General features: G+C 42.5%; 17 protein-coding genes and 1 pseudogene. 4 read left to right on the plus strand and 14 right to left on the minus strand.

Annotation, left to right across the window (positions count from 1 at the left end):
* Positions 1-96 precede the first annotated feature (96 nt).
* Positions 97-1,305, minus strand: a complete 1,209-nt coding sequence (locus tag AC0J5Y_RS05685) for a transglycosylase SLT domain-containing protein (protein WP_475131930.1) — start codon at positions 1,303-1,305, stop codon at positions 97-99.
* A gap of 779 nt (positions 1,306-2,084) precedes the next feature.
* Positions 2,085-2,903 carry a Nif3-like dinuclear metal center hexameric protein gene (locus AC0J5Y_RS05690; RefSeq protein WP_475131931.1) on the minus strand — a complete coding sequence of 273 codons (819 nt, stop codon included), beginning with the start codon at positions 2,901-2,903 and terminating at the stop codon, positions 2,085-2,087.
* Positions 2,904-3,162: 259 nt separating this feature from the next.
* Between AC0J5Y_RS05690 and AC0J5Y_RS05695 the strand changes: the two genes are divergently transcribed.
* Positions 3,163-4,491 carry a S1C family serine protease gene (locus AC0J5Y_RS05695; RefSeq protein WP_475131932.1) on the plus strand — a complete coding sequence of 443 codons (1,329 nt, stop codon included), beginning with the start codon at positions 3,163-3,165 and terminating at the stop codon, positions 4,489-4,491.
* Between the two features lie 118 nt (positions 4,492-4,609).
* On the opposite strand, the gene yfaE is transcribed toward AC0J5Y_RS05695, so the two are convergent.
* From yfaE to AC0J5Y_RS05750, 11 genes and pseudogenes are all read right to left on the minus strand, one after another.
* Positions 4,610-4,876, minus strand: coding sequence for a class I ribonucleotide reductase maintenance protein YfaE (gene yfaE, locus AC0J5Y_RS05700; protein ID WP_475131933.1), 267 nt, complete (start codon positions 4,874-4,876; stop codon positions 4,610-4,612).
* A gap of 53 nt (positions 4,877-4,929) precedes the next feature.
* Positions 4,930-6,063: a class Ia ribonucleoside-diphosphate reductase subunit beta gene (gene nrdB, locus AC0J5Y_RS05705; RefSeq protein ID WP_475131934.1), complete on the minus strand. Its 1,134-nt coding sequence runs from the start codon at positions 6,061-6,063 to the stop codon at positions 4,930-4,932.
* Between the two features lie 67 nt (positions 6,064-6,130).
* Complete coding sequence (locus AC0J5Y_RS05710; RefSeq protein ID WP_475131935.1) at positions 6,131-6,487, minus strand: hypothetical protein; 357 nt, start codon at positions 6,485-6,487, stop codon at positions 6,131-6,133.
* A gap of 39 nt (positions 6,488-6,526) precedes the next feature.
* Positions 6,527-6,814, minus strand: a pseudogene (locus AC0J5Y_RS05715) (type II toxin-antitoxin system RelE family toxin).
* On the minus strand, positions 6,804-7,055 hold the full coding sequence (locus AC0J5Y_RS05720) for a type II toxin-antitoxin system Phd/YefM family antitoxin (RefSeq protein WP_475131936.1): 252 nt from the start codon (positions 7,053-7,055) through the stop codon (positions 6,804-6,806). The pseudogene AC0J5Y_RS05715 and the gene AC0J5Y_RS05720 overlap by 11 nt, the downstream one beginning before the upstream one ends.
* Before the next feature lie 189 nt (positions 7,056-7,244).
* Positions 7,245-8,567 carry an STAS-like domain-containing protein gene (locus AC0J5Y_RS05725; RefSeq protein WP_475131937.1) on the minus strand — a complete coding sequence of 441 codons (1,323 nt, stop codon included), beginning with the start codon at positions 8,565-8,567 and terminating at the stop codon, positions 7,245-7,247.
* Positions 8,568-8,685: 118 nt separating this feature from the next.
* Positions 8,686-10,962: a class 1a ribonucleoside-diphosphate reductase subunit alpha gene (gene nrdA, locus AC0J5Y_RS05730; protein ID WP_475131938.1), complete on the minus strand. Its 2,277-nt coding sequence runs from the start codon at positions 10,960-10,962 to the stop codon at positions 8,686-8,688.
* Between the two features lie 562 nt (positions 10,963-11,524).
* Positions 11,525-11,884: a YbeD family protein gene (locus AC0J5Y_RS05735; protein ID WP_475131939.1), complete on the minus strand. Its 360-nt coding sequence runs from the start codon at positions 11,882-11,884 to the stop codon at positions 11,525-11,527.
* Positions 11,885-12,198: 314 nt separating this feature from the next.
* Positions 12,199-14,118, minus strand: a complete 1,920-nt coding sequence (gene rpoD, locus AC0J5Y_RS05740) for an RNA polymerase sigma factor RpoD (protein WP_475131940.1) — start codon at positions 14,116-14,118, stop codon at positions 12,199-12,201.
* Positions 14,119-14,671: 553 nt separating this feature from the next.
* Positions 14,672-16,822: a DNA primase gene (locus tag AC0J5Y_RS05745; RefSeq protein ID WP_475131941.1), complete on the minus strand. Its 2,151-nt coding sequence runs from the start codon at positions 16,820-16,822 to the stop codon at positions 14,672-14,674.
* Positions 16,823-17,000: 178 nt separating this feature from the next.
* Positions 17,001-18,080, minus strand: a complete 1,080-nt coding sequence (locus AC0J5Y_RS05750) for an outer membrane protein assembly factor BamD (protein WP_475131942.1) — start codon at positions 18,078-18,080, stop codon at positions 17,001-17,003.
* An 805-nt stretch (positions 18,081-18,885) separates the two neighbouring features.
* On the opposite strand from AC0J5Y_RS05750, the gene AC0J5Y_RS05755 reads away from it, so the two are divergent.
* From AC0J5Y_RS05755 to AC0J5Y_RS05765, 3 genes are all read left to right on the plus strand, one after another.
* A complete protein-coding gene (locus tag AC0J5Y_RS05755; RefSeq protein ID WP_475131943.1) occupies positions 18,886-20,031 on the plus strand; it encodes an RluA family pseudouridine synthase in 1,146 nt (381 codons plus the stop codon).
* Between the two features lie 52 nt (positions 20,032-20,083).
* Positions 20,084-21,043, plus strand: a complete 960-nt coding sequence (locus AC0J5Y_RS05760) for a purine nucleoside phosphorylase YfiH/LACC1 family protein (protein WP_475131944.1) — start codon at positions 20,084-20,086, stop codon at positions 21,041-21,043.
* Between the two features lie 125 nt (positions 21,044-21,168).
* Positions 21,169-21,786, plus strand: a complete 618-nt coding sequence (locus AC0J5Y_RS05765; protein WP_475131945.1) for a flavodoxin family protein — start codon at positions 21,169-21,171, stop codon at positions 21,784-21,786.
* A gap of 91 nt (positions 21,787-21,877) precedes the next feature.
* Here the strand turns inward: AC0J5Y_RS05765 and AC0J5Y_RS05770 are convergent, their stop codons facing one another.
* A complete protein-coding gene (locus tag AC0J5Y_RS05770) occupies positions 21,878-22,048 on the minus strand; it encodes a hypothetical protein (RefSeq protein WP_475131946.1) in 171 nt (56 codons plus the stop codon).
* Positions 22,049-22,128 lie beyond the last annotated feature (80 nt).

Consider the following 22,128-nt stretch of genomic DNA (forward strand, 5'->3'; position numbering starts at 1 on the left):
TTGTTTGTATTGGCATCAACGCTGCTATAAAAAAGCTGCTCTTATTAAAGAGCAGCTTTTTTTATGGTGATATCAAGGGTTAGTATTTCACTCTTATTAAACCGTGGCGGTTTTTATTGTTTCAAGATAGCTTCTGATATTACTGACATAATGCATCGCTTGACCATAACGGCTATTTGACGCTTGATTCTCAGATAGATACGCATAAATATTTGCCCAGCTTTTATCATCGATACCTTGAGCGCTTAATTTACGTTGAATACCTTTAACCGCATTTGGTCCCATGTTATAAGCCGCAAGCGCAAACCAGATACGATCCGTTTTTGGCACATCAGCAAAGTCATCTTTCATCTGCTCTAAATAACGAGCGCCGCCACCGATACTCTGGTAAGGATCCACCCGATCTGAGACGCCCATTGCCTTTGCTGTACTGTTGGTTAGCATCATAAGGCCACGAACACCAGTCGGAGAGACGGCGTTGGCATCCAAGTGCGACTCTTGATAGCCCATGGCAACCAAAAGCTCCCAATCGTGATTATAGTTACGCGCTTGTTCTTCAAAAGAAGAGCGATAATCGGGCAGCTTTTCTGTCAGTGTGGTTTTGAAATGGTCTTGGCTATAGGCATCTTTTAATAAGTCTTGATTATAAAAGGCGGCGAGCTTTTGTGTGTTATCGAGCTTGATGCTATCACATAAAAAATAGCTGGCTTTTTTTGATAACGGATCGCTGGCAGAATTAAAAGTCCAGCTTACTTTAGGATGCAAGCCATTTTTGGTCAAACTGGCATCATAACCACAGCTGACATTAATGGATGACAAATTCAGCTGGCTTTTTAATTGGGTACTGGCAGTGGTCAATGCCATATCCGCATCGCCTGATCGTAATGATCTTAGCGCAGCTTCCTCATCGGCATAAGCTCTTAGGGTGACTTCTCCCCCAAGCTCATCAGCATAGCTACGTACTAAATCGTAGCCAAAGCCATGTTGGAAGCCATCGGTCGCAAAATAAGTGCTATCGCCCGGGACAGCAGCAATCGTCAAGGTTTTATCGAGCATGACGTGGTCATAAGCGGGTACTTGGGTATTCATGGTCGTCAAACTCTCAGCAGGGAGTGAGAGTAAGGCAATGCTTGAGATTTGTGCCAACTTCTTGGTTTTGGCAAAACGTGTTATTTTGATTGGTGTTATAGCTGGAACGATGTTACTTTTAGTGTTTAGCAAGCGTTTAGATGGACGCAATACATATGATATACGGCGTTTAGCTCCTCGCGCAGATGCTTTCGCACGATAAGTAATTCGCTGCATGGATGTCTCCTAGTTTTAGCCATCCTACTTACCATAAAAATGCACGCTCAACTCATGCCAGTAGCAGCATAAGTGGTTGTGCGTTTTAGATGCTTTGATTGAAAATATTTAAACGACACTATTTAAAAGGCACTTTAAAACATCGGTAAGGTCATGAATAAATTATTGGAAGAACGTGGCGTGAGCAAACCATGCTCACAGTGATTACACTGGCATGGATAATTAAATACTCTGACTATGTTGAGAGTAAATGGTCACTCATATCGTTTATCCAGCAATAAAGGCAAGCAAATTAATCTGTCTGATAAATAAGACTGATTAATAAAGCCAATGGTTAAAAAACCATCAAGCAGTTTGCTGTACCGCTACTGCAACACTAAAAGAGAAAATATCACGTCACTCAAGAAGATATAAGCCGAGGTGATATTGTATCGATTGCCGTCTACATCCCTATTAAAAAGTGAAAATAATAGGATTTTAGACCTCAATCAGCATTTTAGTGCCATAACCGGAAGCTATAATAATGGGGAGTCTCATGACAAGACTTTCTTTCTATCAGGTAGTAATATGCGGATATTCTTCTAATTATTCAAGTGTGGTTAAGAAAAATGCGATAAAACTTAACAATAGCACTATAGATGGTAATAATTTGGCCTGTTTTTTGTCGCATAATTTCGATTTAGTGAATATACGTTTACTCTGTTGCTGGCAAAAATAAAAAAGACAGGTAAGAAAATCTGCTTACCTGTCTTTTTTAGGAGAAAATAAGTTTCTGCTGCTTAAGCAGGATTATCGATATCGATAAAGGTCACTGGTAAGTCAAACTGTTGAGCAACAATCCTACCTAATGCTTCAATGCCGCCGCGTTCTGTCGCATGATGCCCGCAAGCAAAATAGTCAATGCCAAGCTCACGGGCAATATGAGTGGTACGCTCTGATATTTCTCCAGAGACAAAGGCATCACAGCCCATCAATGCCGCTTGCTCAATCATATCTTGTGCGCCGCCTGTACAAATTCCAACTCGTTCGATTAATTTATCGCTGGTACTAGTATTGATTTTATAATCAGCGGCAATATGTAATGGTATACGCCCCAATGCTTGAGTAATCTGAGTAATAAGGCTTTGAGCTGTCTGCGGTGTACAGGTGGCAATATTACCAACCGGATGTGTTTCAGTTGGATAAAGTGCGCCGACGATGGTCATGTCTAATAACTCAGCCAGCTTAGCGTTGTTTCCAATGATAGGGTGGGCGTCAAGTGGCAGGTGATAGCCGATTAAGGAGATGCCGTGTTGCATAAGCTTGCGAATACGCTGACCTTTCATACCAGTCAATGGGGCAGCTTCACCTTTCCAAAAATAGCCATGATGTACCATAATCGCATCAGCATTGTCTGCAATGGCAGCATCAATCAATGCTTCACAGGCAGTCACACCAGTAACAATACGCTGAATAGGCCGCCCGCCATCTACTTGTAGACCATTCGGTGCATAATCTTTAAACGCATTCGCTGATAAATAATCATCGCAAAATTCAGTTAGGGATTGTGCAGTAATAATTGTATTTGATGATGTGATTAATACATCGTGCGTGCTCATAGTATTCCCTTATAAAAATTTTAATTGATAATTGCAGTAGCTCAAATATTTATAAATAATGAATTATTTCTCGTAAACACTATTTTAACATGAGGCGGCAAAAGAATAGACAAGCACAATAACTGAAACGGTACACGATGCGCTACCATTGTATTATGAGGACAGCTATAATTTACACATGTGAAAGTGCCTGATATCAAGGCGTATGCCTGATATGGCTTAATACCGATTGTCTATGTGAAATTATAGAGGTTTTTATATGTCGTCATCCCCGAATGCCAGTAACAAGGTTGGTCTAGTAAAATGGTTGCCTTGGATTTTACTGCTATTGGTTACAGCCGCCTTTATTTGGTTATTTGCGAGCATGAAGACAGCATCGGAGGCAAAATGGGAGCCGCCAAAGACCACGCCTGCTGAGCAACAAGCTTCTGAGCCGGTATCGGACTCACCAACGCCTATCGCCTCTTATCATAATGGTGTGGCCCGAGCCTCCCAGTCTGTAGTCAATATCTATACCACGCAGACGATGGCAGAACATCCTTATATGAATGATCCGGTGTTGCGCCGGTTTTTTGAATATCATGGCGCACCGTCAGACGAGCAAGGCAATACCAACCTAGGTTCAGGCGTTATCGTATCGGATGATGGTTATATCGTCACCAATGCCCATGTAATTGAGAAAGCCGATGAAATTACCGTTGCTCTTAATGATGGTCGTAAAAGCCGTGCAAAATTAATTGGCACAGACCCAGATAGTGATTTGGCAGTGATTAAGGTCGATATGACTGGGCTTACACCGTTGGGCTTTCGTGAAAAACCAACGCTGGTAGGCGATGTAGCACTAGCGATTGGTAATCCCTTTGGCGTCGGTCAAACCGTTACCCAAGGTATTATTTCAGCGACAGGACGTACAGGGCTTGGCGTCAATAAGTTTGAAGACTTTATTCAAACTGATGCGGCTATTAATCCGGGTAACTCGGGCGGCGCCTTGGTTGATGCACGTGGTGAGCTGATTGGTATTAATACTGCTATCTACTCACGCTCTGGTGGCTCTATGGGTATTGGATTTGCTATTCCTACCGCTATCGTTGAGCAAGTGATGAATGCTTTGATCAAAGATGGCAAGGTCAGTCGTGGTTGGCTCGGTATTGAGATACAGTCACAATTGCGCGATCCGACACAGCTCGAATCATCAACAGGCGTAGAGGTACTTAACGTGGTTCCTAAGAGCCCAGCTGCTAAGAGCGGTCTAAAAGTTGGCGATATTGTTTTGACCATTGATGGGGTTGAGATGACTGATGCCAATACCTTGATCCAGTATGTCGCTCGTAAAGCACCTAATACCACGCTGCATGCTCAAATCCTACGTCAAGGTAAGAATGCGCAAGTGAAGATATTGCTAGAGGAGCGTCCAGTTGAAGAACCTGTCACCGTGCCCGTTATGATTCAAGATGAAATGCTCGGAGGTAATCAGCCGCCAAGCTTACAAGCTCCAGAACAAGATACCCCAATGATGTCAGAAGCCGAGCGTGACCGTATGCGTGAGGAGCTTTTGTTATTGTTCGAAAGAGACGGTGCCCCTCTATAAAGAAAATTCGTTACTGATATCTCTGTTCTCTAAGCATAACCGCAAAAAGCGCGCTATTTTATGGATAGCGCGCTTTTTTAATAAGTTTTGATTGATCGAATGGTTAATGATTTAGCAGCTACTTTCCTATCAGCTCATGATTGACATGAATGACGCCTTGTACTATACAGCAGCAGGGTAGGATTTCATCTTTTTCAATCATTGCAAGCGGCTCAAAAGGATAATCAATAACGTGTGAGCTGGCGATACGCTTGATGCGGCAGCTGCCACAATAACCTTCCTTACACTGATAATTGATATCATGTCCGGTGCGTAGCAATCCATCAAGCAAGCTTTCGTCATCATGCAAGTAAAATTGCTTCTTACTCGTCATTACCCAAGTCATAGTTTTATCCTGTTTGTTTCCCTAGCATTTTTCGCTGTCTTTTATGCCATCTTCTATAACTCAAAATCATCAAAGTCACTGTCTGATAAGTCTGAATCAATCTGACCGACCAAGTACGAGCTAATTTCTGTTTCTTGCGGGGCAACTTGCACATTATCAGACGACAACCATGTATTAATCCACGGGATCGGATTTGATTTTGATTTAGGGAAAGCCACTGGCAAGCCAACCGCTTCCATACGTAAATTGGTGATGTATTCGATGTATTGGCAGAGAATGTCTTTATTTAAACCAATCATTGAGCCGTCTTTGAATAGATAGCCTGCCCATTCTTTTTCTTGCTCAGCCGCTTTATGAAATATCTCGATGCTTTCCTCGAAACATTCGGCGGCAATGTCGACCATCTCAGGATCATCACGACCGATGCGCATGAGGTTAAGAATATGCTGAGTGCCCGTTAAATGTAGCGCCTCATCACGAGCGATTAGTTTAATAATCTTGGCATTACCTTCCATCAGTTTGCGCTCGGCAAAAGCAAACGAGCAAGCAAATGACACATAAAAGCGAATGGCTTCTAGGACGTTAACTGCCATCAAACACAAGTAAAGCTGCTTTTTTAGCGATTTTAAATCGACGGTAATTTGCTTACCATTGATCGTGTGCGTGCCTGCACCATATAGGTTATATAGCGATGAGCTGTAATACAAATCATCATAATACTTAGCGATGTCCGCCGCGCGCCCTAGGATATGCTCGTTCTGCATAATGTCATCAAAGACGATAGCAGGGTCATTGATAATATTACGAATGATATGTGTATAGCTGCGCGAGTGAATGGTCTCAGAAAACGTCCACGTCTCAATCCACGTCTCAAGCTCAGGAATCGATACCAATGGCAATAGCACGACGTTTGGGCTACGACCTTGGATAGAATCGAGTAACGTTTGATACTTTAGGTTGCTGATAAAGATATGCTGCTCATGTGAGGACAAATTGCCGTAATCCATACGATCACGTGACACATCGACTTCTTCTGGACGCCAAAAAAACGATAACTGTTTTTCGATCAACTGCTCAAAGATAGGATGCTTTTGCTGATCATAGCGTGCCACGTTGACCGGATTACCAAAAAACATCGGCTCTGTTAGCGCATTGTTTGGCGTTTGGGAAAAAATCGAATAAGTCATGGGACTGCCTTTATCATTGATATGGTTATTAAGTTATAGGGTTTTGACTAGATTTGGTTTGATTATATTACAAGTGCTCTAAAGATATCTGTTCTGGCGTCTGTCCGTCATTCATATACGCTTTAAACATCTCACTTAGCTCACCATCATCTAAGGCTTCTAATTCATCAAGTGCGCTCTTGCGTAGTGTACTCGCGTCAGCATTTTCTAAAGCTTTTTGTACTTCTTTTTTGGTCTGCTTCTTTACTTGCTTTTTGGGTACTCTCGGCGCGTCTGCCTTTGGCGCTTCGCTCGCCTCTAACTGCTGACGCACTGCTGCAATATCAACCTCGACTTGTACGATATGCGAGCCACCATCGTTTAGGTCTGAAAATACGTTTGGGATAAACAAACCACCGTCTTTGATGATTGCGGTATAGTGCACATGACCTCCGTTATTCTTATTGCTGTTTACGTGTTTTCACTATGGCTGACGTGTTGCCAGACTGTCATATACTTTGTTGTTTTCTCTTTTACCAACTGCCAATACATAAACCACCACCACGTCATCTTTGACGGTATATACCAAACGATAGCCCACGGTGCGTAATTTAATTTTATAAGTATCAGTATGTCCTGAGAGTTTTGACGCAGGCACATGAGGGTTTGAGAGTCGCTGCTGTAATTTTTTCTTAAACTACTGCTGAATATTTGGTGCTATCTTTTTCCACTCTTTTAATGCTAACAGGTGAAACTCAAGACTATAAATCATCTAACGTGACCTTGATAGGTATTTGCCCATCATTCATCCGTGCGTTTACGGTTTGGCTCAATACCATATCGTCCATCGCTTCCATCATCCGCTCATACATATCTGTCGAAACTAAGTAAGCCACGGGTTTGTTGTGGTTTAAAATCGCAATGGACTCACCATCTGACTGTTTGATCAGTGCCGAAGGGTTATTTTTTAGCTCTGAGATACTGGCTGTTTGTGTCGCAAATATTGGTTGCATGACGCATTCTCCGTTAAAATTACGCTCTAAATATAGGGCTGATTTTAGCACGAAAATTTGGTCTTATTTGTTATTGTATTCATTTTAAATATGTCAAGTAGGCCATTCTGCCTACCGCTTTGTAAACAATTCAATATCAAGATTAAAAACCTATCCTACGTTAGCTAATCTATTGATAGTTTTAGTGACTTAAGTGTTGTCTTCAAAAATGAAGTCAATTGTTTCTCTAACATTTGATTCCGCATTGATAACTTTTATCTTTTTGTATGCATTAATGCCTAGGCTTTTTATAGGAGTAGCAAGTAAGGCATTTAAGAAGCTATGAGGGGCACTTTTAATATGTCTGCAATCAATAATGATTTTCTTTCCCTCTTTTATTTTTGGTATCAAATATTTGTCACGGATTTTAATTGCATCTTCTTTAATTTCAGCGTAATCACCAAAATAGTTGTACATTGAAAGGACGAATTTTTCTTCATCGGCTTGATCTTTTCTAATGTTTCTTTCATTTTCAGCTTGGCTTCTCAGTTCTTGAAGTATTGACTCTAAATCTGTTGTAGTGTTTTTACCAATTCGGATTGAAAGAAAAGCAATAGTGCCTTTCCATTCATGTTCTAGAGTTTTAGAAGTAATATCTCTAGGGGAAATATGAACATGACCATTACCCGAAATAATATAGAGATCCCCTTGCAGTCGCCTAATAATATTGGATGATAAGAACAGACCCATACCAGCATTGTTTTTGGATAAATAGGTATTACTATTGCTGAATGTTCCTGATTTCTCTGGTTGAAGAGCTAATCTAATAGCTTCTTCATCAGATTCTATACCAGAGTAGGCTTGCTCTAAGTGCTCCTTAATACCGATACCAAGATCTACGATAATAAAGTTCATCACTTCTTTCTTTTGATACCAACTCATTTGAACTAAAGACGGTATTTTTCTATTAAGATTGTTGGAATAAGTTGACCCATGTTCCATAGTGTTATACATCAACTCACTAAGGATATATCTAAGTGTATCGATATAAGATATATCGAAAACACTAGTGTAATCTTCTATATTTTTGATTACATTCTTAAAATCTCTATAACTATTATCTTTTCTTAAAGCAAATAATGGCTTGTATTTGTTGTAACCAAACTGTTGATTTGGTTGAGTTAATACGTTAAATGTACCCAACGCCCCCAAATTTTTCCACATAGCACTCGAATGTTGATCTGTTCCATGATTGATAAGATGTTTAACTCTACATCCATTACTTTTTAAATGCCAAGTATAAATAACAATTAGTGATACAGCTTGGTAGTCTGCAGATGTACATTCTCGGAAATCTATTTCTACAACTTTATTCTTAATATTCCAGTCAAAAAGACTTAAGATTGTATCAAAATCCATTATATCGTGATTTTTAAAACCAAACCTTCTAGGTAGTTTTATAGTAACTATATTCGACTTTAACAGTTCTTTTTTAATAGGTTCCATTGCGTTAACCATAGCGTGGTTTTTCATGATTTTCCTTTTCATGATTTCAAGTTATATCTATTTCTCAAAAATATGAGCAGTTTGACCTAGACAGCGACAAGTAGCGAGCTTAACCCAAAAGCCAAACCCGCCATTCATCAATAGCTTAAATCTTACAAGCCCCGCCAGCACAATCATCTTCCATATCCGCTTGCGCATCGTTCGCACCATCACGCGTGTTATGGTAGTACAACGTCTTCACACCCATCTTATAAGCGTTTAGCAAATCTTTTAGCAATATCTTCATCGGTACACGGCCACCTTCATAACGAACAGGATCGTAGTTAGTATTGGCAGAGATACTTTGATCGACGAACTTTTGCATGACAGCGACCAGCTTTAGATAACCGTCATTATTTGGCATTTGCCATAATAGCTCATACTGATTTTTTAGCTTATCAATCTCAGGCACGACTTGCTTTAAGATGCCATCTTTTGACGCTTTGATAGAGACCAGACCACGTGGTGGCTCGATACCGTTGGTCGCGTTGGCGATCTGGCTTGAGGTTTCAGACGGCATCAAGGCGGTTAGGGTAGAGTTGCGTAGACCGTGCTCGGTGATCTCGCCACGTAGCGTTTCCCAATCGAGATGTAGCGGCTCTTGGCAGATTTTATCCAAGTCGGCTTTGTACGTATCAATCGGCAAGATACCTTGCGAGTACGTGGTCTCATTGAACGCAGGGCACGCGCCTTGCTCTTTTGCCAATTTGTTTGACGCTTTCAAGAGGTAGAACTGCAATGCTTCAAACGTTTGATGGGTCAGACCAAGTGCGCTGTCGTCTGAATAGCGCACGCCATTCTTGGCAAGGTAATACGCATAGTTGATCACGCCCACACCGAGCGTACGACGACGCATGCTGCCGTTTTGAGCCGCTTTGACTGGATAGTCTTGATAGTCGAGCAGGGCATCAAGCGCACGAACGATTAGCTCGGCTGGCTCTTCGATGTCGCTGACGTGCTCAACTTTACCCAAGTTGACCGCTGATAGCGTACATAGGGCGATCTCACCCGTCTCGTCATTGATATTATCAAGTGGCTTAGTCGGTAAAGCGATTTCCATACAGAGATTTGACTGGCGAATCGGCGCTACCGTCGCGTCAAATGGGCTGTGCGTGTTGCAATGATCGACGTTTTGGATGTAGATACGACCTGTGCTGGCGCGCTCTTGCATCATCAGACTAAACAAGTCTGCCGCTGGGATTTGACGGCTACGAATGCTTGGATCATTTTCGTACTTGGTGTATAGCTCTTCGAATTTGTCTTGATCTTCAAAGAACGCATCATATAAGCCTGGCGTGTCACTTGGTGAAAATAGCGAGATGTCTTGACCTTTGATGAGGCGGGTATACATGGTTTTATTTAGCTGTACACCATAATCCATATGACGGACACGGTTGTCTTCGACGCCGCGGTTATTTTTGAGTACCAGTAGTGACTCAACTTCTAAATGCCATAATGGGTAAAACAGAGTCGCAGCACCACCACGGACGCCACCTTGTGAGCAGCATTTCACCGCCGTTTGGAACAATTTATAGAACGGGATACAACCAGTATGCTGTGCTTCGCCGCCACGGATAGGGCTACCAAGGGCACGGATGCGACCCGCGTTGATGCCGATACCGGCACGCTGTGACACATAACGCACGATGGCGCTGGTGGTGGCGTTGATGGAGTCTAGGCTATCACCGCATTCGATCAATACACACGAGCTAAACTGGCGCGATGGCGTACGCACACCAGACATAATAGGCGTCGGTAGTGAGATCTTAAACTCTGAGGTCGCATCATAGAAGCGTTTTACATAGTTCATACGCTCTGACTTTTCGTAACGGCTAAACAAACACATACCGACCAGCATATATAAGAACTGCGGGCTCTCGAAAACGGTTTTGCTCACGCGATCTTGTACCAAGTATTTACCGGCCATTTGCTCAACGGCAGCATAAGCCAAATTCATATCGCGCCAGTGATCGAGATACTCTTCTAATTCGTCAAATTCAGCACGGCTGTAATCAGCTAAGATATGCTCATCATATTTGCCAGCGTCTGTCAGTTTTTTGACATGATCATAAAGGTGCGGCGGGGTAAATTTATTATAAGCAATCTTACGTAGATGGAAGATGGCCAAACGCGCCGCTAAATACTGATAATCAGGCGTCTCTTCAGAGATAAGATCTGCTGCTGACTTGATGATGGTTTCGTGAATATCACGTGTTTTGATGCCTTCATAAAACTGAATGTGGGATTTTAGCTCCACTTGTGATACCGACACATTATCTAAACCGTGAGCTGCCCACTCGATAACCTTGTGAATTTTATCTAACTCGATAGGCTCTAAACGTCCATCACGTTTGGTTACTTGGATTTTATCGATATGTGTCATGCTGACCTCGTAAGTTGATTGCTTGATAGTTATTTAATGAATGACTTATTAGTGATGCCGCGCGGTGTAAGGACGCCAAGCATGCTTTATAACGCGATACATATGCTCATGATAGAGTGTTTTTTTGAGGCAAAATCTTACCACGGCTCATAGTGATGGTTAAAATCACTGAGCACTACATATAGCGTGTTTGTTAATAGGTGGACACAATATAGCGGGAAAATTTTGAAAATGCTATATTGATTTTAGCGGCAAACTATGTTGCTGAGGGCTTATACCTTGTCCGAATTTGGGCAAAGGACGATGGTATAAGGGTTAGACGCAAATGAGCTTAATAATAAATTTTTTGTAAAAATCTACTCACACTTTGATTTTTATTTTATCGTCAATTGTTGACTAATACACGTGGTCATGGCAAGCAGAATGCGGGCGCAGATTGTACATCAAACCAAAAAAAATCGCCACCCAAATGAGTGACGATTGTCATTATCTTATGTGAATTTGCGCTCATAAGAGTAGGGCTTGCTAGACGGCATCGAGATATCGCCGACCCAATCATAAGTTACATCACAATGCGTACGGTCTTAGCGGCATCAAGAGACGCGTATAGGGTATTGACTTGCTCAGCAGTCGTTAAGTATAAGTTCACCCGTATAGAATGGAAGCGCCCAGTTTTTGAGGGTTTGACTTGCATAGACGCTAAGTCAAAATCAGGAAACTGGCTGCCCAAAATGAGTTTGACTTCGTTTAATAAAGTCTCATGTTCACCTTCATTGCCGATAATACTCATCGGGTAGTTCATCGGAAAATCCCACAAATCAGGATTTTGAATATCGGTCTTTTTGCCTTTGATTTTGTCATTGCCTAACGATATCTGGGAGACGTTGACATCTTTTTTAGGATTTTGTTGATTATCGCTCATGGTAGACTCCTCAGTGCTATTTTATAATGGGGCTTAGGTCTTAAAATTGGCTGGTATAGTCAGGGAAAAGTAATATCGATACATTAAGTACTGCTGATATTAATTTTTCTTGCTTGCTGTGCCTACGCAGACAGAGGCTGCAAAAAATTTATACCAGCAGCACTGTAGCGTTTTTGAGATATTTTAACTATATTTTAACAAACGACTATCGATTAACCACAAAAAAGCTGAGACGCGCTCAGCTTTTGGGCTATATATATCCACGATATATAAAGAGAATATGCTAAAAAGCTACTGTCTTTATAGGGAGCTTATCAGTCATTTTCAAGGAAAGAGCGCAGATGCTCAGAGCGTGATGGATGACGGAGTTTACGTAAGGCTTTTGCTTCAATCTGACGAATACGCTCACGCGTCACATCAAACTGCTTACCAACTTCTTCCAACGTATGGTCGGTTGGCATATCGATACCAAAACGCATTTTGAGCACGCGTGCTTCACGTTCAGTCAAGTTGCCTAATACATCACGCGTCGCTTCACGTAGACCAGCAGCCGTCGCATCGTCAACAGGGCTTGAGATCGTACCATCTTCGATGAAATCACCTAGGTGCGAGTCTTCATCATCACCGATTGGCGTCTCCATTGAAATAGGTTCTTTGGCGATTTTTAGCACTTTACGGACTTTGGCTTCGTCCATCTCTAAGCGTTCGCCTAATTCCTCAGGCGTTGGCTCACGTCCCATTTCTTGTAGCAATTGACGAGAGACACGATTGATTTTATTAATCGTCTCAATCATATGTACAGGGATACGGATGGTACGTGCTTGGTCAGCGATAGAGCGGGTGATTGCCTGACGAATCCACCAAGTCGCATAGGTCGAGAACTTATAACCGCGGCGATACTCAAATTTATCGACCGCTTTCATCAAGCCGATGTTACCTTCTTGGATCAGATCCAAGAATTGTAGACCACGGTTGGTGTATTTTTTAGCGATTGAAATAACCAGACGTAAGTTGGCTTCTACCATCTCTTTTTTGGCACGGCGGGCTTTGGCTTCACCAACAGCCATACGGCGCGCCACATCTTTCATGTCGTGGATTTCCATCTCGAGCTTATACTCGTAATCACGGATAGCACGTTGTAACAAGATAACATCGTCAGCGACTTTCTCTAACGTGGCAGCAAAAGCAGGCTTACCTTTAATACGCTCAATCAACCAATCAACGTTGGTCTCATTACTTGGAAAAGTCTTACGGAACTCTTCACGCGGCATACGACCACGGCGAATCACCAAGCGCATGATTTGACGCTCATGTTTACGCACATCGTCATAGACGTCATGCATGATTGCCATGACTTGGTCAGATAGACGATTATTCAGCTTTAACATCATAAAGCGGCTAGCAAGCTCTTCATAAGCTTCATTAGCTTGTGCACTACCGCGACCATAGTCGAGCAAGGCTTGCTTGGCTTTGATAAATAAGTGCTCGATCTCTTCTAGGCGTAGGCGCACCTCTTCTGGATCGATACCGCTGGTTTCTTCTTCAGCGTCCTCTTCTACTTCGTCTTCGTCCTCCTCGTCATCATCAAGTCCAGATTTTACTTTGGCTTTTTCTTTGATGATCGGCGGGTTTTCTTTTTCTTCTTTGATGCGCTCGCGTTCTTCCTTCGCTGCTTCTTTGGCTTCTTGTGCCGCGATTTTGTCTTCTTCGGTTTCAGGGTCTAAGAAACCAGTGATAACGTCAGAAAGCTTTTTTTCACCATCTTGAACTTTTTGGTACTCGTCAAGGACGAACTGTACCGTACCCGGCCAGTAAGACATGGCATGCTGTACGTCACGAATACCCTCTTCAATACGCTTGGCAATGGCAATCTCGCCTTCGCGCGTTAATAGATCAACCGTACCCATCTCACGCATATACATACGCACAGGGTCAGTGGTGCGACCAGGTTCGGTTTCAACAGAAGCTAGAACCGCTGCTGCCTCATCGGCTGCCATGTCATCATCACTTGAGTCATCGTTCATCAAGATGTCATCGGCATCAGGCGCGGATTCAAAGATTTTGATGCCAACGTCGGTTAGCATTTGTACAATATCTTCGATCTGATCGCTTTCGGTAATAGAGTCGGGCAGTTGGTCATTCACCTCAGCATAGGTTAAATACCCTTGCTCTTTACCCATTTGGATTAAGGTGGCCAGTTGAGATGTGGACTTAGAAACTGACTTATCGTTCATAAATACTCGCTTACTTGCATCGGACATTTTTATATTGTGACTGGCTATCGCTCGCTGGGTGCGTTGATCTTATCAATCGATTGATCAAAATATGGCGTAAAGGTAGTCAATAATATCAAAAATGAGTGGATATGAATAAAGGCTCAAAATACTACAATTACAATGTTATAAAACCGCTAACGCTCAACAATTTTCAAAAGGCTAATACCTAAAAATAAATGTTTTAAAATGCGCTTTAACGATAACATTTAAAAATTTATACCTAAAACTGTGCTCAATCATACGGGCGTATCATCATTTTGTCGTTATTCATTAAGCCATGCTATAAATATATAGCGACATAGTTTAACACAGACCAGTGTAATCAAGCACGAGGTAGTGATATCTACCAACTGTTTTTTACTGATTATTTACCAGTTATTCCATGTTAAACATAGTTTTAATAACAGACTGTTTTAATAAGCTAAGACAACAGTGCATAATCACTAATAGTGGGGACAATGTCGACCCTTTTAAAGGGCAGCTGTTTTATAAATAAAATCTAATGACCATATTAAGATTTAACCGTCGCCATTTGTGCCGATTGCTCTGCTTGCTGCGCACGTAACCAGTCATTTAATAACTGAGATTGTTTGCGGACAATCGCCAGTTTTATATTGTCAGGATTCTTAATCAAATCTTGTGTTTTCTTCTTCATATGACGTTCAATCAGCTGGCTGACCAACTCTTCGACCAAACCATCAAGACTTAAAATATTACGACTGGTCAAGGCTTTATAGAAACTGCCCCAATCGCGGCTAAGCGTCTCTTGGGTCAAGGGTTTGACGTTAGATAATATAAAATGCGCCGCGGCATTGGCATCTTTTGGTAAATGTTTCAGGCAGCGCTTAATAGTGCTGACGACATCAAGTAATGCCGTGTCTTGCATATCTTCCCAAGCCAGCGGGCGTAAAACATCAGCCGAGGCTTTTTGCTTGAGATGAGCGGGCAGGTGCAACTCATTAATACCGGCTTTTTGCCAAATCGACTCGATAGGATCATCAATCAAGGCGCGCGGTTGAAAGACAAAGCACAGCTGTAATTGCTGGCTGATGGTCATCTCACCATCAAAATCTAGCAGTGCATCTTTTGCCTCAACGTTCTGACTGCGTTTGCCGCCAAGCTTTTGATAAATGTCATTATTGAGCAGGTAGCGGAAGCTACTGCCTTTTGGTAAGGCGGTGGTCAAGGCACGCACTTGCGACATGAGCTTGGCTTTACCTTCTACCAAAGTCAAATCATGACGCTCACTTAGATAGGCAAAGATATACTGTGATAGCGGCATGGCGTTGGTGATCTGCTCACGCATGGCATCCGCGCCCTGACTTTTTATAAAGGTATCGGGGTCGTGATTATTGGGTAGCGTTAAAAAACGTAGCTCTTTTTCATCACTGAGCACCGGTAGCGCCACTTCAAGCGTACGCCAAGCGGCTTTTTGTCCCGCGCTATCACCATCAAAACTTAAGGTTAATGTTGGATTTAGCGTTAATAGACGTGAAATTTGACTCTCATTAATTGCCGTGCCCATTGACGCAATGGCACCATAAATACCGACTTGATATAGGGCAATCACATCCATATAGCCTTCAACCACTAGCCAGTCATTTGCACGTTTTTGGCGTGATTCGTAATAGCCATATAGTACATGCTGCTTATGAAATACGGGCGAGTCGGAGGAGTTGATATATTTGGGCTTTACCTCATCATCAAGCGCCCGACCACCAAATCCAATGGTACGTCCTTGATTGTCTCGAATAGGGAAAATGACCCGATCACGAAGTAGGTCATAATCGCGTCCAGATTCTGAGCGCCGTACTAAGCCAAGCGCCTTGAGACCTTCGATATCTTGTGGGAACTGATGCTCAAGATGCTGCCAACCAAAAGGCGCGTAGCCCAAGCCAAAAGTTTCGAAGATTTCATCGCTAATACCGCGTGATAAGAAGTAATGCTTAGCATGAGGGTGAATACTAAGATTATGTTGATAAAACTGCTGTATCTGCTCTAGCAGCTCATATAAGTTGCCATCTTTATCAGAGATATTATTATTATTGTAGAGAGCAGTATCATCATCACCGGTTAACCATGCAGGCGGATAGCCATTGTCATCTGGATAGTGAGCATCATAGCCATCCATTACATAAGGGACGGCATCGTAAGCATCTAACGGTGGGTAATTGTCATAACTATGGTGGTCATCATAAATTAGCGTCTGCGTATCATCAGCTGGCATGATTATGGCTGACTGATTATTGGTTACTGGCTGACTATCATTTTTTCGCAGATGCGTTGCCGATGTTGCTGGGTTAATAGCAGATTTTGGCTTGGATTTTGGTTTAACTGAGGCACGCTGATAGCTGACGTTTTGCTGTTCTTCTTTTGGCACTTCAATGCCCGTCTGCTTGGACAGCTCACTGACCGCTTCGATAAAGGTGAGATTTTCATAATCACGTAAAAAACTGATGGCGTTACCACCGACACTGCAGCCAAAGCAGTGGTAGATGTTTTTTTGTGGATTGACATAAAAAGACGGCGACTTTTCACCATGAAAAGGGCAGCAGCCTTTAAACTCACTACCAGCACGTTTAAGCGTAGTATGACGCCCAATGATACTGACTAAATCAGCTTGGCTATTTAATTGTTCAAGAATGTGATTTGGGATACTCATGCGAAAAACAGTTTACCATAGGTGCAATATTGTTGATGCTCAAAATAATGCAAAAACTAAAACAGAAAAAATAAGGCCAACCGTATCGTTGACCTTATTTTTAGTTGACGTCTGACGCCATAACAGCATGATTGATTAAAGCGCATAAACGCTATTAATCAATTATACCAAAATACGATTAATTGCTATCGGTCATATCGGTGCTGTCATTTTCAACTGCCCCTAAGCGTACACGACGACTGTCATCGGTCAGACGCAGCGGAGAAGTGCTGCTTGGGGCTGCTGTATTTGCAGCATTGTCGCTTGGCAATCTCAGTTGAGTGGCATTGCGAATGACTTGAGTTTTAGTCGCACCGCTATAATTGCCAGTCGAAACTGTGGTGTCTTTATCAAAACGACTCAGCTGTCCAAAAGTTAATTTGTTCACTAGAGAACGCTCACGTTTGGTATTGAGCTTGACGCGTCCATCAGCGCTTAGCATGTTCGGATAGTTAATTTGCAATAAAGTTTTATACTCGTTTGCTAAATCAGTTAGACCCAATTTTTCATGGCTATAAGCAAGGACGGCAATCGCATCTGGCACAGATTCGCTGAGTGGGTAATATTGGAAGACCCATTTGGCACGATTGACAGCAGCCACATAAGCTTCACGCTCAATATACCAATTAGCAGCGCTCATCTCACTTTCAGCAAACTGATTATAAATAAACGTCATGCGCTGAGCGGCATCAGGTGCGTAAGGACTGTTTGGGTATTTGTTCAACAGCTCTTGGAAATTGGCGAAAGCAATACGATAGTAAGCGGTATCGCGCTCCGCTTGGTTGAGCTTAAACAGTTTTAAACCTTCAGATGAGCCTTGCATATTGGCAACGCCGCGCACATAGTAAGCGTAGCTCACTTGCGGGTTAGATGGGTACAGACGAATGAACTGCTCAGCACTGGCAGCCGCAGTTTCATAGTTACCACTGGCATATTGTGCATACATCATATCAAGCAATGATTGCTCGGCATATTGTCCAGTCGGATAAAAAGTACGCAAGTTGGTTAAATCTTCGATCGCTTGGGTATAGCGACCTTTATCAATCTGAGTAATCGCGTCATTATAGTACGCTTGCTCTGACTTCTCAGCAGTGACCACTGCATCCACGTCTTTACCACCAGTCAGGTTTTTAAAGGTTTGACAACCCACTAAGTTGACACTTAGGGCAAGTAAAGTGATTGAGGACAGTTTGATAAACGTATTGCCAACAGCTTGCATACTTCTTCTCCGACACAAGGCGTATAATAGCAGCGACGCTATCATACTATTTAGTAGATTGATGATAAAAAACGATGCTTGGTGCATCAATAATGGTCTATCATTTTACATGCCAATCACCAAGCATGCATATTATCGTTATAAAAACACGCTCATTAAAAAACATAGTTATTAATTTATTAAAAATTTATTCTGTAGACATGTTATGCAATAAGGCGTGCATCATATGTAAAGCTTTTATAAAAGAGCTGCAATAACGACACAGTTCTATAGCATACAGCAAAACATGGCTTACTTTATAGAATAACATTTGCTGCGTCTATTTTTTCATGAGCTATTTTGTAGTTAGGCGCACCGCCAGCTTACTCTATAAGGCATTTTTTTCAGTGATACCATAAGTGCATTCCACTAATATAGTACAACGTTTGAATCGCCACGCTTATCATGATTTGCGCCCGCTAGTTTACCATGAGCGGCTGTAACGAGCGATATTCAATAGTGCTGACAGTGACAAATATACAGTAAATTACAGCCATGTTATATTTTAGAGAGCTAATGAGTGCTATAAATTGCCAGATAACACGAGGCTTCTATAGGGCTTAGACGCTCAGCATGTTACACTAGAGCGATATGATTGTCATTTTTGACCACGATTATTATTTATGGTCTATAAGTGCCAATCTGTTTTCTTATGAAGTGCTCCGACTGAACATAGTCAGAGGCTTTACCATATATAAATCTGCTATGAATACATGATGCTATGACTATCAATTTACCCGCGAACCAATCCACTGAAGATTCATCAATGACAGACTTATCAACGCAAGGTTCACCTGTGCCAGAATCCACGATACCCAATGAATTATTAACCATCAATGAGCAATTTGACGAGCATATGGACGATGATAACGTGTCAGATGATGAGCTGCTTAATGACGAAGACGAGCATGGCGATGATGAAGTCTCGGTCGCAGGGCAATCTGTGCCTGTTGTGGTTGACGTGAAGCATACGGTCATAGAAGACGAAGCAGGTTTGCGTATTGATAAACTGGCATCAAAAATATTTACCGATTTTTCACGTGTTCAGTTACAAGGCTGGGTAAGTGATGGCAGCTTGCTTTATAACGGTAGCATACAAAAACCTAAGATCCGTGTTAAAGCTGGCGATATCTTGCATCTGTCGACGACTTTAGAGCAGCATAGTGAGGATCAGCCAGAAGACATCGCAATCGACGTGGTTTATGAAGATGATGACGTATTGGTCATCAATAAGCCAGTCGGCATGGTGGTACATCCAGGTGCCGGTAATCAAACAGGTACTTTAGTAAACGCGCTATTGTATCACTATCCGCAGCAGCACCATTTGCCGCGTGCAGGCTTAGTCCACCGTATTGATAAAGATACTTCAGGGCTATTGTTGATTGGTAAAACCAAACCCGCACAGCTGGCACTGATGGAGCAGCTAAAGGACAAGTCAGTGTATCGTCATTACCAATGTGTGGTCGCAGGGGATGCAGCGAGTCTATCTCGTCATCGCCGTATTGACGCGCCCATTGGACGCCATCGTAATCAGCGTACCAAAATGACGGTGATGACTGCAGGACGCGAAGCTGTGACTCACCTGTTGAATGTAACCGCGCTTAATGGTAACTATTGTTTGTTGGATATAGGGCTTGAGACTGGGCGTACGCATCAGATTCGTGTGCATCTGAGTCATATTACTTATCCTATTGTTGGTGATAGAGTCTATGGCGGTCGTCGTCAGCTACGTGCTGGTCTAACAGAAGCGCAGCGTCAAGCGATTAATAACTTCCCGCGTCAAGCACTCCATGCTTATACATTGGGTTTTGTTCATCCAACGACTGGTGAAGACATCGAGGTCACTACACCAATGCCTGAAGATATGCAGCAGCTAATGGCGGTCTTAAGTGACGGTTATGACGAAGAATAAACGATAACGAATAAGTGATACAAATACGTTTTATTAAAACGGTAAATATGCCATGAAAAATACGCTTCCCATGACATTGCTAGCACAGCTCGATGATGTGGCTGTGTTTCAAACAGCTGCTTTTTCTGATATAGACTATGCAAGTATTGATATATCTCGGTCTAAAATCAATCAGCAGCCACATCAACGACAGCGAGCAAGTTATGGGAAGCTGAACTTGGGGCTGCATGTCAATGATGATGCAAGCGTAGTATTAAGTAATCGGATGCGTGTGCTTGCTACCATTAATGAGCAGATGATCTCGCAGCAAAACCTACCTGTTCATAGCGTGCCTGTCAAAGCGCTACATTGGGTTAATCAAGTCCATGGTAATGATATACATGATACCGATGCTACGGTACTGAGTATGGTGCCTATGGCAGCTGATGCTATGGTTAGCAAACAAGATGGTACTGGGCTTGCCATAATGACGGCTGATTGTGTACCGATCGTTCTTTATCAGCCAGCAACTGGGCAGATAGCGGCGATTCACGCTGGCTGGCAAGGGCTGGCATGCGGCGTAATCAAAGAAACGGCTGAACGCTTTAGTGACAGCGGCGAGATTATGGCATGGATAGGCGTTTGTATCAGTCAAGATAATTACGAAGTGGGCCGCCAAGTCCGAGATAAGTTATTGGCAGGTTGCATCGCGAATAATGCCTTGATGGCAGATGCAATAAGCAATTTTGATGAGCGCTACGTGATGTCGTCAGGTACTAGCGAGTTAGACGCAGCGAGTACAGCGGACAAGTTATCAGAAAATACGCCAGTCTATGCGGAAAAAATTAATATAGGTTTGCCAAAAATTGCTGCGGATCAATTGCAGGCAGCAAGGATTATTGTATGCAATGAGTCCTCTATTCCTTGTAGTTATGCTGACGGGCATTACTATTCTTATCGACGTCAGACCCATTTGCAGCAACCTGCGACAGGGCGAATGGCCTTGATTATTGTGCGCAGTGCTTCTATATAGTAGTTAGAATGTAACTATTTAAAATAGTTGCCGCCGTATGATAAAGGCCTCTTTTTATCATTTATGGTCATCAGCCTAACGTATTTCTTTATTTTTTATTACTTATAGCCATTATTAGAGTTTATATGAATACATCTGTTACACCGTCTATTGTACTACCTCTTGGCGAGACTTCTCTTAGCGTATCTAATATATCGATGGCCGTTATTTACCATAGTAACTACGGTCATACTCAGCGTGTCGCGGAAGCAATCGTGAAGGGCGCTCGTCAGCAACTACCTGAAGAGCAAGCCAAGGCTGTCGATGTCAATGACGTCGATTGGGAGTTTTTAGATCAAGCAGATCTGTTGGTTTTTGGTAGTGCGGTATATATGGGCAGTGTGACAGCAGGTTTTAAGACTTTTATGGATGCGACATCGAAACGTTGGTATCATGGAAAATGGCAAGGCAAGTGGTCAGCAGGTTTTGCCAACTCAGGTGGGCTTAGCGGCGATAAGCTTGCTGTACTACAACAGATTTGTCTTTATAGTATGCAGCATGGGATGAACTGGATAGGCTTGCCACTCAGACCGACCGGACATGAGCCCGATGATTTAAACCGTTTATCGAGTAACTTGGGTTTGATGACCCAGTCGCTTGATGGTCCACCTGAGGAAACACCAGGCGCGGGTGATATAGATACGGCGATTTGGTTTGGCGATCATCTGGCAAAAACCATCATAAAACATCAGCCCGCCTCATAAAAATTCACAAGCTATTTATTAAGTACTAAATACCAAAAAGCAGATATCAAACTGATATCTGCTTTTTTATTGTCAGCTTTTTATATCTATCTTAGTGCCCGTTATTTTCAACGGCAATATCTGCAACTGGGGCAGTTTTAACCAACAGATTTTTGCTCGGGGCGTTTTTGACAGGAATCGGGCTTTCGACAAATTGAAACGACTGACAACCTGTCATAAATAAGGCAGCTGTGAATATATAGGTCAAGGTTAATGACTTCATAATAATATCTCAAAAGGCAATCAGCGACGGTGAAATAGCGCTCATCATAACCAATGCACGGGATTGTGCAAGATATTATC

The sequence above is a fragment of the Psychrobacter sp. TS_SC_6 genome (assembly GCF_056156305.1).

What these genes read in the sequence shown, in the direction of transcription:
- AC0J5Y_RS05725 (WP_475131937.1), bottom strand. Translation starts at nt 8,567, where the DNA reads ATGAAAAACCACGCTATGGTTAACGCAATGGAACCTATTAAAAAAGAA.
- AC0J5Y_RS05755 (WP_475131943.1), top strand. Translation starts at nt 18,886, where the DNA reads ATGACAGACTTATCAACGCAAGGTTCACCTGTGCCAGAATCCACGATA.
- AC0J5Y_RS05695 (WP_475131932.1), top strand. Translation starts at nt 3,163, where the DNA reads ATGTCGTCATCCCCGAATGCCAGTAACAAGGTTGGTCTAGTAAAATGG.
- AC0J5Y_RS05745 (WP_475131941.1), bottom strand. Translation starts at nt 16,822, where the DNA reads ATGAGTATCCCAAATCACATTCTTGAACAATTAAATAGCCAAGCTGAT.
- AC0J5Y_RS05750 (WP_475131942.1), bottom strand. Translation starts at nt 18,080, where the DNA reads ATGCAAGCTGTTGGCAATACGTTTATCAAACTGTCCTCAATCACTTTA.
- AC0J5Y_RS05690 (WP_475131931.1), bottom strand. Translation starts at nt 2,903, where the DNA reads ATGAGCACGCACGATGTATTAATCACATCATCAAATACAATTATTACT.
- AC0J5Y_RS05685 (WP_475131930.1), bottom strand. Translation starts at nt 1,305, where the DNA reads ATGCAGCGAATTACTTATCGTGCGAAAGCATCTGCGCGAGGAGCTAAA.
- AC0J5Y_RS05760 (WP_475131944.1), top strand. Translation starts at nt 20,084, where the DNA reads ATGAAAAATACGCTTCCCATGACATTGCTAGCACAGCTCGATGATGTG.
- rpoD (WP_475131940.1), bottom strand. Translation starts at nt 14,118, where the DNA reads ATGAACGATAAGTCAGTTTCTAAGTCCACATCTCAACTGGCCACCTTA.
- nrdB (WP_475131934.1), bottom strand. Translation starts at nt 6,063, where the DNA reads ATGACTTATTCGATTTTTTCCCAAACGCCAAACAATGCGCTAACAGAG.
- nrdA (WP_475131938.1), bottom strand. Translation starts at nt 10,962, where the DNA reads ATGACACATATCGATAAAATCCAAGTAACCAAACGTGATGGACGTTTA.
- AC0J5Y_RS05720 (WP_475131936.1), bottom strand. Translation starts at nt 7,055, where the DNA reads ATGCAACCAATATTTGCGACACAAACAGCCAGTATCTCAGAGCTAAAA.
- AC0J5Y_RS05765 (WP_475131945.1), top strand. Translation starts at nt 21,169, where the DNA reads ATGAATACATCTGTTACACCGTCTATTGTACTACCTCTTGGCGAGACT.
- AC0J5Y_RS05770 (WP_475131946.1), bottom strand. Translation starts at nt 22,048, where the DNA reads ATGAAGTCATTAACCTTGACCTATATATTCACAGCTGCCTTATTTATG.
- AC0J5Y_RS05735 (WP_475131939.1), bottom strand. Translation starts at nt 11,884, where the DNA reads ATGAGCGATAATCAACAAAATCCTAAAAAAGATGTCAACGTCTCCCAG.
- yfaE (WP_475131933.1), bottom strand. Translation starts at nt 4,876, where the DNA reads ATGACTTGGGTAATGACGAGTAAGAAGCAATTTTACTTGCATGATGAC.